This is a genomic window from Bifidobacterium angulatum DSM 20098 = JCM 7096, assembly GCF_001025155.1.
In the GTDB taxonomy this organism is placed as follows: Bacteria; Actinomycetota; Actinomycetes; order Actinomycetales; family Bifidobacteriaceae; genus Bifidobacterium; species Bifidobacterium angulatum.
In genome coordinates this window covers 20,090-35,584 of the sequence record NZ_AP012322.1, presented here as the reverse complement: position 1 = coordinate 35,584, position 15,495 = coordinate 20,090, and the positions used below count along the sequence as shown (strand labels likewise).

At 58.4% G+C, this 15,495-nt stretch carries 10 protein-coding genes, 1 rRNA gene and 1 pseudogene; 3 read left to right on the top strand and 9 right to left on the bottom strand.

What is annotated here, in order from left to right:
- Window positions 1-312: 312 nt before the first annotated feature.
- Window positions 313-1,843, bottom strand: a 16S ribosomal RNA gene (locus tag BBAG_RS00120).
- A 503-nt stretch (window positions 1,844-2,346) separates the two neighbouring features.
- Here BBAG_RS00120 and BBAG_RS00115 point away from each other — a divergent pair.
- A complete protein-coding gene (locus BBAG_RS00115) occupies window positions 2,347-3,102 on the top strand; it encodes an SIR2 family NAD-dependent protein deacylase (protein WP_003825345.1) in 756 nt (251 codons plus the stop codon).
- Between the two features lie 101 nt (window positions 3,103-3,203).
- Here the strand turns inward: BBAG_RS00115 and ilvA are convergent, their stop codons facing one another.
- The 6 genes and pseudogenes from ilvA to BBAG_RS08425 all read right to left on the bottom strand — a co-directional run.
- Window positions 3,204-4,469 carry a threonine ammonia-lyase gene (gene ilvA / locus BBAG_RS00110; protein WP_003825344.1) on the bottom strand — a complete coding sequence of 422 codons (1,266 nt, stop codon included), beginning with the start codon at window positions 4,467-4,469 and terminating at the stop codon, window positions 3,204-3,206.
- 140 nt (window positions 4,470-4,609) lie between these two features.
- Window positions 4,610-6,430 carry an alpha-glucosidase gene (locus BBAG_RS00105; RefSeq protein ID WP_033508757.1) on the bottom strand — a complete coding sequence of 607 codons (1,821 nt, stop codon included), beginning with the start codon at window positions 6,428-6,430 and terminating at the stop codon, window positions 4,610-4,612.
- A 200-nt stretch (window positions 6,431-6,630) separates the two neighbouring features.
- Window positions 6,631-7,503, bottom strand: coding sequence for a carbohydrate ABC transporter permease (locus tag BBAG_RS00100; protein WP_003825342.1), 873 nt, complete (start codon window positions 7,501-7,503; stop codon window positions 6,631-6,633).
- A gap of 30 nt (window positions 7,504-7,533) precedes the next feature.
- A complete protein-coding gene (locus BBAG_RS00095) occupies window positions 7,534-8,460 on the bottom strand; it encodes a carbohydrate ABC transporter permease (RefSeq protein WP_003825341.1) in 927 nt (308 codons plus the stop codon).
- Window positions 8,461-8,474: 14 nt separating this feature from the next.
- Window positions 8,475-9,767, bottom strand: a complete 1,293-nt coding sequence (locus BBAG_RS00090; RefSeq protein WP_033508755.1) for an ABC transporter substrate-binding protein — start codon at window positions 9,765-9,767, stop codon at window positions 8,475-8,477.
- A gap of 234 nt (window positions 9,768-10,001) precedes the next feature.
- Window positions 10,002-10,112 (bottom strand): annotated as a pseudogene (locus BBAG_RS08425) (MFS transporter); the annotation flags it as partial.
- Window positions 10,113-10,290: 178 nt separating this feature from the next.
- Here BBAG_RS08425 and BBAG_RS00085 point away from each other — a divergent pair.
- Complete coding sequence (locus BBAG_RS00085; protein ID WP_033508753.1) at window positions 10,291-11,493, top strand: ROK family protein; 1,203 nt, start codon at window positions 10,291-10,293, stop codon at window positions 11,491-11,493.
- A gap of 85 nt (window positions 11,494-11,578) precedes the next feature.
- On the opposite strand, the gene BBAG_RS00080 is transcribed toward BBAG_RS00085, so the two are convergent.
- On the bottom strand, window positions 11,579-13,873 hold the full coding sequence (locus tag BBAG_RS00080) for an alpha-galactosidase (RefSeq protein WP_003825334.1): 2,295 nt from the start codon (window positions 13,871-13,873) through the stop codon (window positions 11,579-11,581).
- Window positions 13,874-14,054: 181 nt separating this feature from the next.
- On the opposite strand from BBAG_RS00080, the gene BBAG_RS00075 reads away from it, so the two are divergent.
- A complete protein-coding gene (locus BBAG_RS00075; protein WP_003825333.1) occupies window positions 14,055-14,897 on the top strand; it encodes a sulfite exporter TauE/SafE family protein in 843 nt (280 codons plus the stop codon).
- A 42-nt stretch (window positions 14,898-14,939) separates the two neighbouring features.
- Here the strand turns inward: BBAG_RS00075 and BBAG_RS00070 are convergent, their stop codons facing one another.
- Window positions 14,940-15,383 (bottom strand): nucleoside deaminase, encoded by a 444-nt coding sequence (locus BBAG_RS00070; protein WP_003825331.1) that lies wholly within the window; start codon window positions 15,381-15,383, stop codon window positions 14,940-14,942.
- Window positions 15,384-15,495 lie beyond the last annotated feature (112 nt).

The following is a 15,495-nucleotide window of genomic DNA, read 5'->3' as shown; positions in this document are numbered from 1 at the left end:
AATGAAGTTCGATCGAAAAACAATAGAAGCAAAACGAAGGCCAAAGGCCTCCGCCTCGCTCGCGTCCACTATCCAGTTCTCAAACCACCACGCGCCACGCGCCCACGCACACCCCAAGGGGACGCGCGCACCACGCATGGGCAACGAACCGCACCACGGGAAAAACCCGCGGGGTGGCGGTCCGGGAGCCCAAAAGCATGCCCATACCATGCAAGCCGCATGATCTCTTCCACACCAGCACCCGCGACACGGCACGACCATCGCGCCGGCGCGGCACACACTGTCCGAAAACACGGACTGCAATCTCCGTAGAAAGGAGGTGATCCAGCCGCACCTTCCGGTACGGCTACCTTGTTACGACTTAGTCCCAATCACGAGTCTCACCTTAGACGGCTCCCCCCAGCGAACTGGTTGGGCCACCGGCTTCGGGTGCTACCCACTTTCATGACTTGACGGGCGGTGTGTACAAGGCCCGGGAACGCATTCACCGCGACGTTGCTGATTCGCGATTACTAGCGACTCCGCCTTCATGGAGTCGGGTTGCAGACTCCAATCCGAACTGAGACCGGTTTTCAGGGATCCGCTCCATGTCGCCATGTCGCATCCCGTTGTACCGGCCATTGTAGCATGCGTGAAGCCCTGGACGTAAGGGGCATGATGATCTGACGTCATCCCCACCTTCCTCCGAGTTAACCCCGGCGGTCCCCCGTGAGTTCCCACCATCATGTGCTGGCAACACGGGGCGAGGGTTGCGCTCGTTGCGGGACTTAACCCAACATCTCACGACACGAGCTGACGACGACCATGCACCACCTGTGAACCCGCCCCGAAGGGAGGCCCCATCTCTGGGGCTGTCGGGAACATGTCAAGCCCAGGTAAGGTTCTTCGCGTTGCATCGAATTAATCCGCATGCTCCGCCGCTTGTGCGGGCCCCCGTCAATTTCTTTGAGTTTTAGCCTTGCGGCCGTACTCCCCAGGCGGGATGCTTAACGCGTTAGCTCCGACACGGAACCCGTGGAATGGGCCCCACATCCAGCATCCACCGTTTACGGCGTGGACTACCAGGGTATCTAATCCTGTTCGCTCCCCACGCTTTCGCTCCTCAGCGTCAGTAACGGCCCAGAGACCTGCCTTCGCCATTGGTGTTCTTCCCGATATCTACACATTCCACCGTTACACCGGGAATTCCAGTCTCCCCTACCGCACTCCAGCCCGCCCGTACCCGGCGCAGATCCACCGTTAAGCGATGGACTTTCACACCGGACGCGACGAACCGCCTACGAGCTCTTTACGCCCAATAATTCCGGATAACGCTTGCACCCTACGTATTACCGCGGCTGCTGGCACGTAGTTAGCCGGTGCTTATTCGAAGGGTACACTCACCCGAAGGCTTGCTCCCCAACAAAAGCGGTTTACAACCCGAAGGCCGTCATCCCGCACGCGGCGTCGCTGCATCAGGCTTGCGCCCATTGTGCAATATTCCCCACTGCTGCCTCCCGTAGGAGTCTGGGCCGTATCTCAGTCCCAATGTGGCCGGTCGCCCTCTCAGGCCGGCTACCCGTCGTAGGCTCGGTGGGCCGTTACCCCGCCGACTACCTGATAGGACGCGACCCCATCCCATACCGATAAAATCTTTCCCAGACCACCATGCGATGGACTGGAGCATCCGGCATTACCACCCGTTTCCAGGAGCTATTCCGGTGTACGGGGCAGGTCGGTCACGCATTACTCACCCGTTCGCCACTCTCACGGCCGGAGCAAGCTCCAGCCGATCCCGTTCGACTTGCATGTGTTAAGCACGCCGCCAGCGTTCATCCTGAGCCAGAATCGAACCCTCCACAAAAAAACTTCGCGAAGGGAATCAACATGTGACTCCCAAAATAAAGAAAATCGACTTCGCCTTATAAGGAAAGGCGCTATCGCACGAAAACCCCGCCGACCTTCAAGGCCCCTCGGCCACTCCCCAACGGGAAGCGGACGGCGGACTGGCAATCATTGACTTGCATAAAGTAGTACAGACACGCTCTTGAGTTCTCAAACCACCACCGCACCGGACCGGAAGCACCAGCCCCAAGGGGAAGCACCCCGTGCCGAGCAGCAAGAGAAAAACTTACACCAACACCGGCACACACGCAACCCCGACCCACACGAACACCCCCAAAACCATTGGAAACACACGCAAACACCGGCGTGTCGAAAACACCCCGAAACCGGACCGAACCACACCCACGACACCCACGGGGACACCGGAACCACCCACAGAACAACCAGACAACGGCGCGTCACAGTACAGAAGACGCCTCACAGCACTCATTACATGCATCCAACAGGCGTAGGGTAGTGCGCATGAGCAAAAAGATCGCAGTATTGACAGGCGCTGGCATCTCGACCTCGGCAGGCATTCCCGATTTCCGAGGACCGGACGGCGTGTGGACCAAACACCCCGAACAGATGAACGTATACGACATCGATGCTTTTCTCGCCAATGAAGAGGATCGCGAATACTCCTGGCGTTGGCAAAAGGAATCCCCTGTATGGAATGCGCAGCCGGGCACCGCGCACAAGGCGCTCGTCAAACTGGAACAGGCCGGCATGCTGACGCTACTGGCCACGCAAAACTTCGACGCATTACATGAAAAGGCCGGCAACAGCAGCGACATCATCGTGAACCTGCACGGCACCATCGGCACCTCACACTGCATGAAATGCCACCAGCAGTACGACACCGCCGAAATCATGGCGAATCTGGACAACGAGCCGGATCCGCACTGCCATCGCACACTGCCGTATAGCGGAAACATGCCATGCAACGGACTCATCAAAACCGACGTCGTCTATTTCGGCGAAGCACTGCCGGACGGCGCGATCGAAAAATCGTATCGCCTGGCCACGCAGGCCGACGAACTGTGGGTAATCGGGTCGACACTGGAAGTAATGCCTGCGGCGAGCATCGTACCGGTCGCAGCACAAGCAGGCGTGCCGATCACCATCATGAACATGGGACGCACACAATACGACCGACTGGCAACAAGGCTGATTCACGACGACATCGCAACCGCCCTGCCGCAGCTCGTGGATGAAACCATCGCAGCCAACAGCTGAACAAACACACCTCCACATGCCGACAACGGACATGCGGAACGACGGAAAAGGCCCGGTTCACATGAACCGGGCCTTCGTGATTCCTGGCGTGCACGCCGCAATCAGTAGATGCGCTTGGGCTGGAACCCAGCCTCCCTGAGCGCCATAAGAATACGATCGATATGATCCGGACCGTTCGTCTCCACGGTCACACCCAAGGACACCGCATTGGTGTAATGGCCGGAAGCCTTGAACTGATCATGATCCAACGCAATCACATTGGCGCGTTCGCTCGCAAGAATGGTCGCAACCTTGACCAGCTGACCAGGCTTATCGGGAAGCTCAACCTCAAAATTCATAATGCGACCGCGGGCAATCATGCCCTTTTGAATCACGGCACCGATAGACACGGTATCTTCGTTGCCGCCGGAAAGAATCGGCACCACCACATGCGGGCCTTGCGCTTCAGCGAATTTGCGCGAACGCAGATTCAGATGCTCAAGTGCTGCCAACGACACGGCGCCGGCGGCCTCGACCACCAGCTTGTGCTTCTCCAGCATAAGCAGAATCATCTCGTTGATATCACGCTCGGACACCGTGACCAGATCGTCAAGGAACTCGTTGAGCAGCGCGAACGTAAGATCGCCAGGACGCTTGACGGCGACGCCTTCGGCAGAAGTGACCACATCATCGGCCGGCACAACACGACCAGCGGCCAGCGAATTCTTCCAGGCGGGGCTACCCTCCGGAATCGCGCCAATCACACGCACTTCCGGTTTGAACGTCTTAATGGCCAACGCCACGCCAGCGCCCAGACCGCCGCCACCCAGCGGAACGACAACATCGGTGACATTAGGCACATCCTCAAGAATCTCCAAACCGATGGTGCCCTGACCGCACAATACCTCGTAATCGTCGAACGGCGGCACATAGATCATGCCTTCGGTTTCGCTAAGCTCCTGTGCGCGAGCCGCGGACTCATCAAACACCTCGCCACACAGCACCACATCGGCACCATAGGCCTTGGTCGCATCGACCTTCAGCGGGGGAGTGATCTGCGGCATGCAGATAGTCGCCTTGGCACCACGCTCACGAGCGGCATAGGCCACGCCCTGAGCATGATTACCCGCGGAAGCGGTGACAATGCCATGGGATAGCTCCTCCTCGCTCAAAGAAGCGATCTTGTTATAGGCACCGCGAATCTTGAACGAACCGGTGACCTGCAGATTCTCGGGTTTGAGCAGAATCTCATGACCCGTTGTTTCGCTCAGCACCGGGGAGGGAATGATTTTGGTGTGGCGAGCCGTGCCCTTCAAACGCTTCGCTGCGAGTTTGAGTTCGGCTGCATGGTCACGCTGCAGTGCTTTCAGTACGTCCTTTTGTTCCATACATGGCATTGTATGAGTCGCACTTGCATTGGGCAAACCGCTTCTCGAACATCAGCAGACCAACGCATGAGGGGAACGCGATGCAGTCACGTTCCCCTCACCGACTTACGCACGGCTGCGCAATGCCGCCGCACCATGCGTCACAATTCGACGACGATGCCCTCCCAAGCGCTCAATTCCTTATTCGCCAAGGAAACCACAGCATGCGTCGCTCCATGCGTAGACACCACGATCCGCGGCTCGGAAACCCCGGATTCCGTCAAGGCGGCACTATCGGAGGGAATAGCCACACGCTTGCCCGACAGATTCACCACGGTAAGCAACGCGGCGTCGCCCAGCTTGCGGACGAACGCATAGACGTAATCATCGTTGACATCGATCAGATGCCACGTGCCTGCGGCAACAACCGGATTGTTATGCCGCAACGCGATCAGCTGCCGGTAGAAGGCGTATACGGAATCCGGATCGTCGACCTGACAATCGGCATTGACCGTGGCATGGTTCGGATTCACACTGATCCACGGTTCGACGGCAGCGTTCTCATCAGTGAAGCCGGCGAACTTCGACGCATCCCACTGCATCGGCGTGCGAGCGTTGTCGCGCCCGATCAAAGCAAGGGCGGCCATCATAGACTCGGGGGACTGCACCTTGGCCTCTTCGACACGCTGTTTATAAGCGTTCAGCGCCTCCAGATCGCGATATTGATCAAGTGAAGTGAAATGAGCGTTCGTCATGCCCAATTCCTCTCCCTGATACACATACGGCGTGCCACGATGCATATGCAGCAGCAAGGCAAACGCCTTTGCCGATGCAACACGATTCGCCTCACTGGAATCATCGCCCCAACGAGACACCACGCGCGGCTGATCATGATTGCAGAAGAAAAGACTGGCCCAACCGACCTTGCCCACGGCATTCTGCTGTTCGGCAAGCTCGCGGCGCAGATTCGCCACCTTGAACGGCACGGTATCCCACTTGGAACCGGACTGGTCGATGCCGACATGATTGAACTGGAACATCATGTCAAGCTCGCCATTGGCCGGATCGGTGATGTGCTCATTTCGCGCCGGAGTGACGCCAGGAGCCTCACCCACGTTCATGTAGCCATCACGCCCCTCGAAGACCTCGCGACGCATCTCAGCCAGAAATTCATCGACGCGCGGACCATCGGAGCAGAAGGGGAATGGGCTGGAATAGCCTTCCGGACCAACCGGCTCGTCGGCGATAAGGCCGCCTTCCTCGCCCGGCAGCTTGCCGTTCTCGTCAACGACCTTCGAAATCTGCGTGATCACATCCATACGGAAGCCGTCGATGCCACGATCCATCCACCAATTCATCATCTTGTAGACGGCCTTGCGCACCTCCGGATTCTCCCAGTTGAGATCAGGCTGTTTCTTGGAATACTGATGGAAGAAGTATTCGCCACGCTTCGGATCGTATTCCCAAGCGGAACCACCGAAATAGGAACCCCACTGATTCGGCTCGGCACCCGGGGTACCCGGTTCGTGGCCCGGCTTGGCGGGACGCCACCAATACCAGTCCGCATGCGGATCGTTCTTGTCGCGCGAAGCCTGGAACCAGGCGTGCTCGTCCGAAGTGTGGTTCACAACCAGATCCATAACGATCTTCAAGCCGCGCTTGTGCGCTTCGGCAAGCAGCTCATCCATATCTTCCATCGTGCCGAACAGCGGGTCGATATCCTGATAGTCGGAGATATCGTAGCCGTTATCGTCCTGCGGGGACTTGTAGACGGGGGAGAGCCACAGCACATCCACGCCAAGACCTGCAAGATAGTCAAGACGACTGGTGATGCCCTTGATGTCGCCAATGCCGTCGCCATTGGAATCCTGGAAGGAACGCGGGTAGATCTGATAGACCACCGCATTGGCCCACCATGGGTTCGGGGTGGCGCCATTGGTGCGCACCGAGTCGGGAAGGACGGAACGATTGAAATCGGTCATGCGAATAAGCTCCTTTGCTTTCTGTACATTCATTGATGTTGCAAATCTCACCTGAGACAAGAACCATACAAGTGACTATTTATAGCGTGAAACGTTTACAGAAACGCGGTTAGCGGAATATTGCCAAAACATCCAGCCAACCGCGTATCTCAAGCGGCTCGTCCCGCTCGGGGGAGCCTATGAACAGCCCACTGGGCTGTTCACTTAACGGCTCCCCTCATTACACCGCCGACGACCCACTTCTGGGCGAAGACGTAGACGATAAGCACCGGAGCCATGGCCATCAGGTAGGACGCGAAGGCCATCGGGTAGTTCGACGTGAACTGGCTCTGGAACACGTACTGCGCCAGCGGAATCGTCTGATTGCTCTGATCGGTCAGCGTGATCAGCGGCAGCAGGAAGTCGTTCCACGCCCACAGCGCGGTCAGAATTGCGATCGTGGCGTTGATCGGGCCCATCAGCGGGAAAATCACCGTCCAGAAGATGCGCCAGGTCGAAGCACCGTCAATACGCGCGGCTTCTTCCAATGAAACCGGAATCGACCGGATGAAGCCGATTGCAATGAACAGATTCGTACCGATGCCCAGAATCGTGTACAGAATAATCAGACCAAGCTGATTATCGAGATGCAACGACCCCATTTCCTTGGCGATCGGCAGCATGATCACGGTAAACGGCACGAACATCATGGCAAGGAAGAAGTAGTACAGGAAGCGGAAGAACCGCTTATCCATGTTCCTTGCCACGGCGTATGCGACGAATGTGTTCGTCAGCAAAGTGAGCACCACGGCGCACACGGTGATAATGGCGGAGTTGAGCGCGGCCTTCGGATAGTTCACTTTGTTCCACGCGTCAACGAAGTTATGCCACTGCCATGAGGACGGCAGACCGAACGAACCCGCCTCACCAGGCGTTTTCAACGCGGTGACCACGGTGAAATACAGTGGCACCAGAACGGTCAGGCTCAGCACCGCGACGGCAGCAGTGAGCCACCAGTTGATCTTATGGTCCTTGCGAAGCCCTACGGTGCCGGCAGAACCCTTGGCTGTAGTCGAAACATTTGCGGAAGTCATGTTAATCGCCCCTTACTTTCAGACCTCTACTCAGACCTTTTCCTTGTTGCCGAAGAACTTCAGCTGCACAAACGCGAGAACAGCCAGCACGATGAAGAACGTGACCGCGTTCGCCATCTGATAGGAGTATTCGCCATTGCCCAAGCCGTTCTGGAAGATCAGGTAGGAGACGGTTTCGGTCTTGGAATCCGGGCCGCCCTTGGTCAACGCCATGATCTGGTCGAATGCGCCAAGCGAGTTCTTGAGGCTCAGCACCATGTTGATGGTGAAGAACGGGCCGATCAGCGGGAAGGTGATCTGCCAGAAGTTCTGCCATGCGCTCACGCCATCGATGGCCGCGGCCTCGTAGATCTCGTTATCGATGGTCTGCAGGCCCGCCAGGTACAGCAGCGTGGAATACGCCACACCCTGCCAGATCGACAGGAACACGATCGGGAACCAAGCCAGATCGGGATTGGACAGCATCGACGTGGACAGCCAGTCGATGTGCAACGCCTGACCGAGCTCCGGCAGCGGGGTCATGAAGATGTACTTGAACACATAGCCGATGACCAGCACCGACAAGGTGTACGGGATGAAGAAGATGGCGCGGAACCCGTTCTTGAAGGCGATCTTGGAGTTCAGCAGCACCGCCAGGAACATGCCGAGGAAATTCGTGCCGATGGTGATCAGGACCGCGATGAAAATCGTGAACAGGTAGGCATGGCCCACGCGCGCATCCTGGAACATGGCGAAGTAGTTCTTGAGTCCAATGAACTTGAAATCGCCATATCCCTGCGAATTCGTGAACGAGTACATCGCTCCCTGAAGGAACGGGAAGTACAGGAATATGCCCACCAGGATCGCAGCCGGAACCGTCATCCAATAAAACGCCGGATCGACCTTGCGCTTGGAGAACTTCGAGACCTTTTTCTTCGCCGGCTTTCCAGCGGATTGTGCAGCAGTATTGACACTCATGGTTCTTCCCTCCCTCACCTGAAGTTCCTGGCTTCGATCTTGTCGTATTCGCTTTGCATACTGCTCAGGAATTTGTCTTTGTTGCCGGTTTGGATCAGCGTCTGCAGGAAACCGGCGATATTGATGCTGGCAGGCACGTAATGGTCGCAGAAGTCAGTCAGCTTGCCGGCCTTATAGAACGACAGCACACCGTTGAGCGCGCTATCACCGACATACGTGTTCTTGTATGGGGAGAATGCCGACTGCTGCTTGGAGTAGTCCTTGACGTTCTCGTCGCTCATCAGGAAGTCCACGAACTCACGGGCCTCCTTCTCATGCTTGGTATGGGCGCCCATGGTCAGCATCACGTCGTCACCGGCGGTGAGCTGCTGTTCCTTGGCGTTGTCGGTGGCGGGCATCTGCGCGAACCGCAGGTTGGCGTTCTTGTCGATCAGACGAACCTGGGGGATGGCGTATGTGCCCAGCGGCAGAATCGCGGCCTTGCCGGCAGCGAGATCCTGCGTGGCCTGCTGATAGGTGACGGCCGGGTTCTTCTGCGTGTAGTTCTGGTAGATTTCGACCAGTTCGTCGCTCACCGTGGACCACAGGTCGGAGAACTTCTTGGAACCATCCTTAAGATTCGCATATTCCGATTCCGGCACCAGCGTCGAATTCAGCGAGGACAACGGCGCCTGCAGTGTCCACGGGTCGGCGGTGCTTGCTTCGATCGGCGTGATTCCCTTGGCCTTGAAACGCTTGAGCAATGCGATGAACTCGCTCCAGGTCTGAGGCGGGTTCTCCGGGTCTTCGCCGGCCTGCTTCCATACGTCGGCGTTGATGATGTAGCCGCTTGCGTTTCCGGCGTATGGAATCGCATACAAACGCTTCTTGGACTGGTCAGTGGTCTGCACGAGACTCTTGGCGATCTTCACCATGCCCGGATTGAGTTCGTCAACGATCTCATCATCGGTGAAATCGTGGAAGACACCTGCTTCGGCGAGCATACCGTAATTGATGTCGCCGTTGATGGTGATGACGTCGGGCTCGCGGTTCTTCACCAGACGCGTACGCAGATCGGTGGTTGCGTCGGACGAATTGTTGACATTGATTTTGATGTTCGGATGGGTCTTCTCGAATTCACGCGCTTTGGCCGTAAACCAGTCGGCGGCCTCGGCCTTGTATTGGAAGAAATCCAAGGTTACCGTGCCGGCGTTCGCAGTGCCACAGCCGGCAACGCCCAATCCCATCACGGCTGCGCATACAGCCGTTGCCGTGCGTGTGAGCGCACGGGCTATTGTCTTGTGCCTTATATGAGATGCTGTTCCCATCGTCGACCTCTTTCCCTTCCTTGGGGATGCGGCATCATCACCGCAACCGACATGTTTCAGGATAAATTATTTGTTTTTTCATTCCCACCTTTCGTGTGTCTGTCTGTTGCGCAATAAAACAGCGAGAAATTTCATATCGAAGGAAAGAAAATAGGAAAGAACAAGGCGCCCGCCATGGAATTTCACCGTCCGCGGACACCTTGAGCCAAGCGGAGCCAAACCTACGAAAAACAGCTACCGCCTGACCAGGTCACGTTCGATCTCCTCCAAAGACCTGCCTTTGGTCTCCGGAACGCAACGGGCCACAAATGGAATGGACAGCACGGCGAACACCGCAAACACCGCCAGGCCGAGGATGATACGCGCGACAACCATCATCGCAAAGCCGGTGGCCGCCGCGCACACCCCCGTCTTGCCCCTCTTCCCGCATTATCGGGTGCCGCAACAAGCATCACACTGCATATGTTGGTATGCTCTATGAATTAGTTACTCTTGGATAGTAAATATGAAAAGAGAAGAGTCTATGGCGATACATCCCATCCCTCAATGGTTCGAGGGATCAGAATACACGCACGAAGTAGCGGCCTGTATCACCAAATACGGCCCCATATCACGCATCACGCTCGCGCACATCCTGGGACTGTCACAAGGCGCGGTCTCGCGCATCACCAGCGACCTCATCCACAACGGCGTCATCGTGGAGACGGAACCCGGCGAGACCATGTCCGCCACATTGCCCAAGGACTTTACCGCCGCATCAAACACAGAACGCCGCGGCAGACCACAGACAGGGCTGAAACTGAACTGCCGTTCCAAAACCTTCGTGGGCATCAAGCTCAACGGCACCATGGCACACGCCGTCGTCGTCGACGCGGGAAACAATATCGTCACCGGATGCCACGAGGCGCCGATCACCGACAGTGCGCCGGACATGGTGACGCAAACCCTGACCAGGCTCATCAGCGACTGTTCCAGCGAGGCGATAACAACCGGGCTGCCGCGCCCATACGCCGTGGGCATCGCCGTTGGCGGCCATATCGAACATGACACCACCATCACCTTCGCGCCATTCCTGCATTGGGACCACGACGTGAACCTTTCCGAAATGGTGAAACAAGCCACAGGCCTGCCGACCGGCGTATACAACGACATCGATTCAATGCTGGTAAACGAATGCTGGTTCGGGTCCGGCGTGGGATTGCGCAGCTTCGCCACACTGACCATCGGGTCCGGCGTGGGCTATTCGCTGGCGATGCACGGCAAGCTCATCGACTGCGCGGATAAAAGCTATGGACTGGTGGGGCACATCCCGCTGGACCCGGATGGCCCATACTGCGATTCAGGGCATCGAGGCTGTTCACAATGCCTGACCGACGACTCCATCGCCGACCAATATTCCCGACTCATCGGCAAGCCAGTCACGTTCGACGATTTCGAACGCGATATGCGCAACCATGTGCCGCAGGCGACCAAACTGGTCAATCGCACCTGCTTCCGATTGGGAACGCTTATCGCGATCATCTCGAATATCGCCATGCCGGAAAAAATCATGATCGCGGGAGAGTCGGCGTTCATCGCGCAACGAGGCATCGACACACTGCGCAACGGCATCAACGCGCACCGGCACAGCCAAGCCGCTCCGGTGGAATTCGAGATTCTCGACCATGACTGGTCCTTATGGGCCAGGGCCGCGGCGTCACGTGTAATCGTGAGCCATATCGGCTAGGCTCACAGCGCGCCTATTGCCATGAAAAAACGGGTGCGCAGGCATAAGAACCATGCGCACCCGTCACGAAGCCATCACGAGGCCGTCAGACGCGAACGACCTTGAACAGCACGGCCTGGGCCGGGTGAAGAGCCGGCGGGCGAATGCCATAGGAGGCAAGCGCACGACCCGTCATCCTCACGCCTTCAGCGGTCCACCAACCCAGCGGACTCTGCCCGTTGCCGATATCCTGCTTGGCCAGATCGAGGCTTACCTCAAGCGGAGACACCTCGTATACGGCATCGGGATCAAGACCGGGCAAACGCACGGGGGCGGCCGGGTAGGTCTGTGACGTGGTCAGCTGCGTGAAACGATAGATGGCAGCATCCTTGTTCGGCATGACGCAACCGTCCACGCGCACGGCAGGGTCGGCCGCGTCGGAATGGACCACCGTATCGACGGCGAACCATTCGCGATGCTTCTTGAATTCCGACACCCACTCATGCAGCTTGTCGATATCTTCCTGCGGCTGCTTCAGCAGATTCCATTCGACGCCCATGTGTCCGAAGAACGCCATGGCCATGCGCATCTCCTGCGACGTGGCACGATGCGTGGAGTGTGCGGGGCTGTCGCCGACATGCTCGCCCATCATCTCCGGAGGCACCAGCAGCGAGGTATAGCGCTGGATATCGGCGCGCTCGACCGGATCGACGCAGTCGGAGACCCAGACGCGATCGGCGACTTCGAGAATGCCCACATCGATGCGGCCGCCGCCGGACGAGCAGCTTTCGATTTCCAGTCCGGGGTGCGCCGCCTTGAGGTCATGGAAAATCCTGTAGACGGCAAGGGTCTGCGCATGTGCCGCAGGGCGCCCGGTACGCGGGGAAACCTCTTCGGTGACGAGCTTGTTGTGATCCCACTTGATGTAGTCGATGCCCAGCTCTCCGACCAGCTTGTCCATTGCGCCGTACACGTAGGCGTACGCATCCGGATTGGTCAGATCGACGACCTGCTGGGTGCGCCCCTGCATCGGCAGACGATTCGCGGTCGGCTTCATCACCCAATCGGGATGGTTACGGAACATGTTGGAATCTGGATTGACCATTTCCGGCTCGAACCACAGGCCGAACTCAAGCCCCTTGCCGTGCACGTAGTCCGCCAGCGCCTTCAACGACTTGGGGCCGTCTGGCCATACATCCTGGGAGATCTCCCAATCACCCAGGCCTGACGTGTCATCGCGGCGGGAGCCGAACCAGCCATCATCCACCACGAAGCGTTCGACGCCGCTTTCCGCGGCCTTGTCTGCAAGCGCGGTGAGGGTGTCGTAATCGTGATTGAAGTAGACCGCCTCCCATGTGTTGAGGATGACCGGGCGGGGCTTTGCGGCGATGCCATGCTCCGCACGCCAGTCGCGGTGCACATTGCGAATATAGGAGTGGAATCTGGACGACACCTCGTTCAGGCCGGTGCCATAGGAGCCGTACAGCCATGGGGTGGCGTATTCCTCACCTTCGCCCAGGCTGATCTCACCACCCAGCAGCACTTCGCCGCCGCCCAGCACGCCTGCCGTGTAGGGGAGTCGTTCGATGGAAAGCACGCTGTTGCCACTCCAACCGACGTGAGCGGAATACACGTCGCCTCGGGTGAAGCCGAAGCCCGTCTCGCCCGCGGAGAGCAGCAACGTGGCATCGAAATCCGGGCGCCCGACCATGGAGACCCGTTCGAAGCGTCCCACGGTGAGCGGCTGGCGCTGCGGGGAACGCTCATGCAGATGATGGCCGGTTGTGGTCAGAATCTCGGTGGCGTCCGCGGGAATGGTGTAGGCAAGTTCCACCTTGCCGACTTCCAACTGGCCGGAACCGATATTGATCACGGACGCCTTCTGACGCATCAGACCGCTGGCATCAAGCTCGCAGGTCCATACGATTCTGACGCCTTGCTCGGCGTCTTCGGCAGTGGCGGTGATGGTCGGCGTGGCCTTGGGGGAATCCGACACCTTCCACTGCGGGTAGCCGCCTTCCACCGTCATATCGTAGGCATTGCCGGCTTCGACGGTTTCGGCGGAGATGTTCGTGACGGTGAATTTGCAGAACAGCTTGCGTCCGTCACGGCTCACATCGAAGCGGTCGGCGCCGATCCAGGATTCCGACTGTGTGGGCAGGACGCTCGGCCACGGGGTGTAGTCAAGCGCACCGGAGACGCGCTGCGGATTCTGCGCGTCATAAGCGCCCACCAGCGTTTCGGGAGCGCTGATCGGCCGACCCCAGTGCACCAGTCGAGGCAGATCGTTGCCGACGAACGCAAATGCCACCGCCACATCGACGGCCGGCTGCTGCGCGTACACGACAGTGATCGCGGTGCCGTTTGCGGTATTGCCTTGGAATTGTTGAATGTGCGACATTGCACCATCCTTCTCTTCGTGAAACCGGGAGATTTGCTGCTTCTATAGTATGCCCGGAACTATTTTTTGCCGCACCCCAGCGTGTTTCTTGTTTTCAGAAACTAATTTATTGCGTCATCCCGAACACGACCTATCATTTCGTAGGATTGCCGAAGCAACAAGGCGGGAGGCCACTCATTCCATGGATTACGAACAGGCAGCACTTCACGGCAGCGCACGACGCACACTGTGCATTCTTCTTGCGGTAGGCCTCATCGCCGGCCTGTTCTCCGGCATGTTCGGCATCGGCGGCGGCACCGTCATCGTGCCGGCGCTCGTCTGGATCGGTCTGACGCAACGGCAGGCCGCGGCGACCTCGATCTGTGCGATCATCATCACGTCGATCTCCGGTGTGATCTCCTATGCGCACGGCGGCGACGTGGACTGGATTGCCGCGCTGCTGCTGGCCGTGGGCATGATGGTCGGCTCGCAGATCGGCAGCTGGCTGCTGTCTAGGCTCTCCGAGGTGTTCCTACGCTGGTTCTACGTGGTCTTCCTCTGCTTCGTGATTGTTTCACAGATATGTTTCACGCCGTCCAGGGATTCTTCAATCGCATTGACGCCGGAGACCGGCATCGCCATCATCCTCGTGGGCGTATTCATCGGCACACTGGCCGGACTGCTCGGCATCGGCGGCGGCGCCATCGCCGTTCCATCGCTGTCGCTGATCTTCGGCGCCTCCGACCTCATCGCACGCGGAACCTCGCTGCTCGCCATGTTCCCCAGCTCGATTACCGCGACAGTGGCGAACAGCAAACGCAACCTCGTAATCGTCAAGGACGGACTCGTCATCGGCATCGTATCCGCGCTTTCCGCACCACTCGGCACCATGATCGCCGGCACCGTCAGCCCACGCGTCGGCACGAATCTCTTCACCGTCTATCTGGTCGTCATCGCCGCACGATGCCTGTGGACCGCATTGAAGATCACACCGGCAGCACGCGGCCTGGTGGCACGCATCACACACGGCTATCACGCCAAATAAGCGCCCACACCAGATAACAACGACGGCGAGCGCTACGGCGGCTCAACGGCGAGCCGCGAAGAACTCACTCAGCACCTGGGCGCATTCCCGCTCCATAACACCGCCATACACCTCCGGCACGGAACCTACATGCGGATCGCGGGGAATATCCCACACCGACCCGCAGGCGCCGAGCTTGGCATCCCACGCGCCGAACACGATTCTCCCGATATGCGTCTGTATGCATGCGCCCGCACACATCGGGCACGGCTCCAACGTAACCACCAACGTGCAATCGGCAAGATTCCAGCCATGTTCGGCTGCCTCACGCATGGCCGCGACCTCCGCGTGGGCCAACGGATCGCCATCGACCTCACGGGTGTTCCATCCCTCGCCCGCAATATGTCCATGCGCATCAAGCACCAGTGCGCCTACAGGCACATCACCGTGCTCTGCGGCGCGATGCGCCAATTCCAGCGCACAACGCATCGCCTTATCATCGTTCATACCGCCAGTCTACCTGGGCACAGCATCGCAGAACCCCCTCCGTCCCGCCCCTGGCGATCCGATTCGCCTCACGGCATAAGACAGACGGCACATTGATGGAAACCGGTCTCTA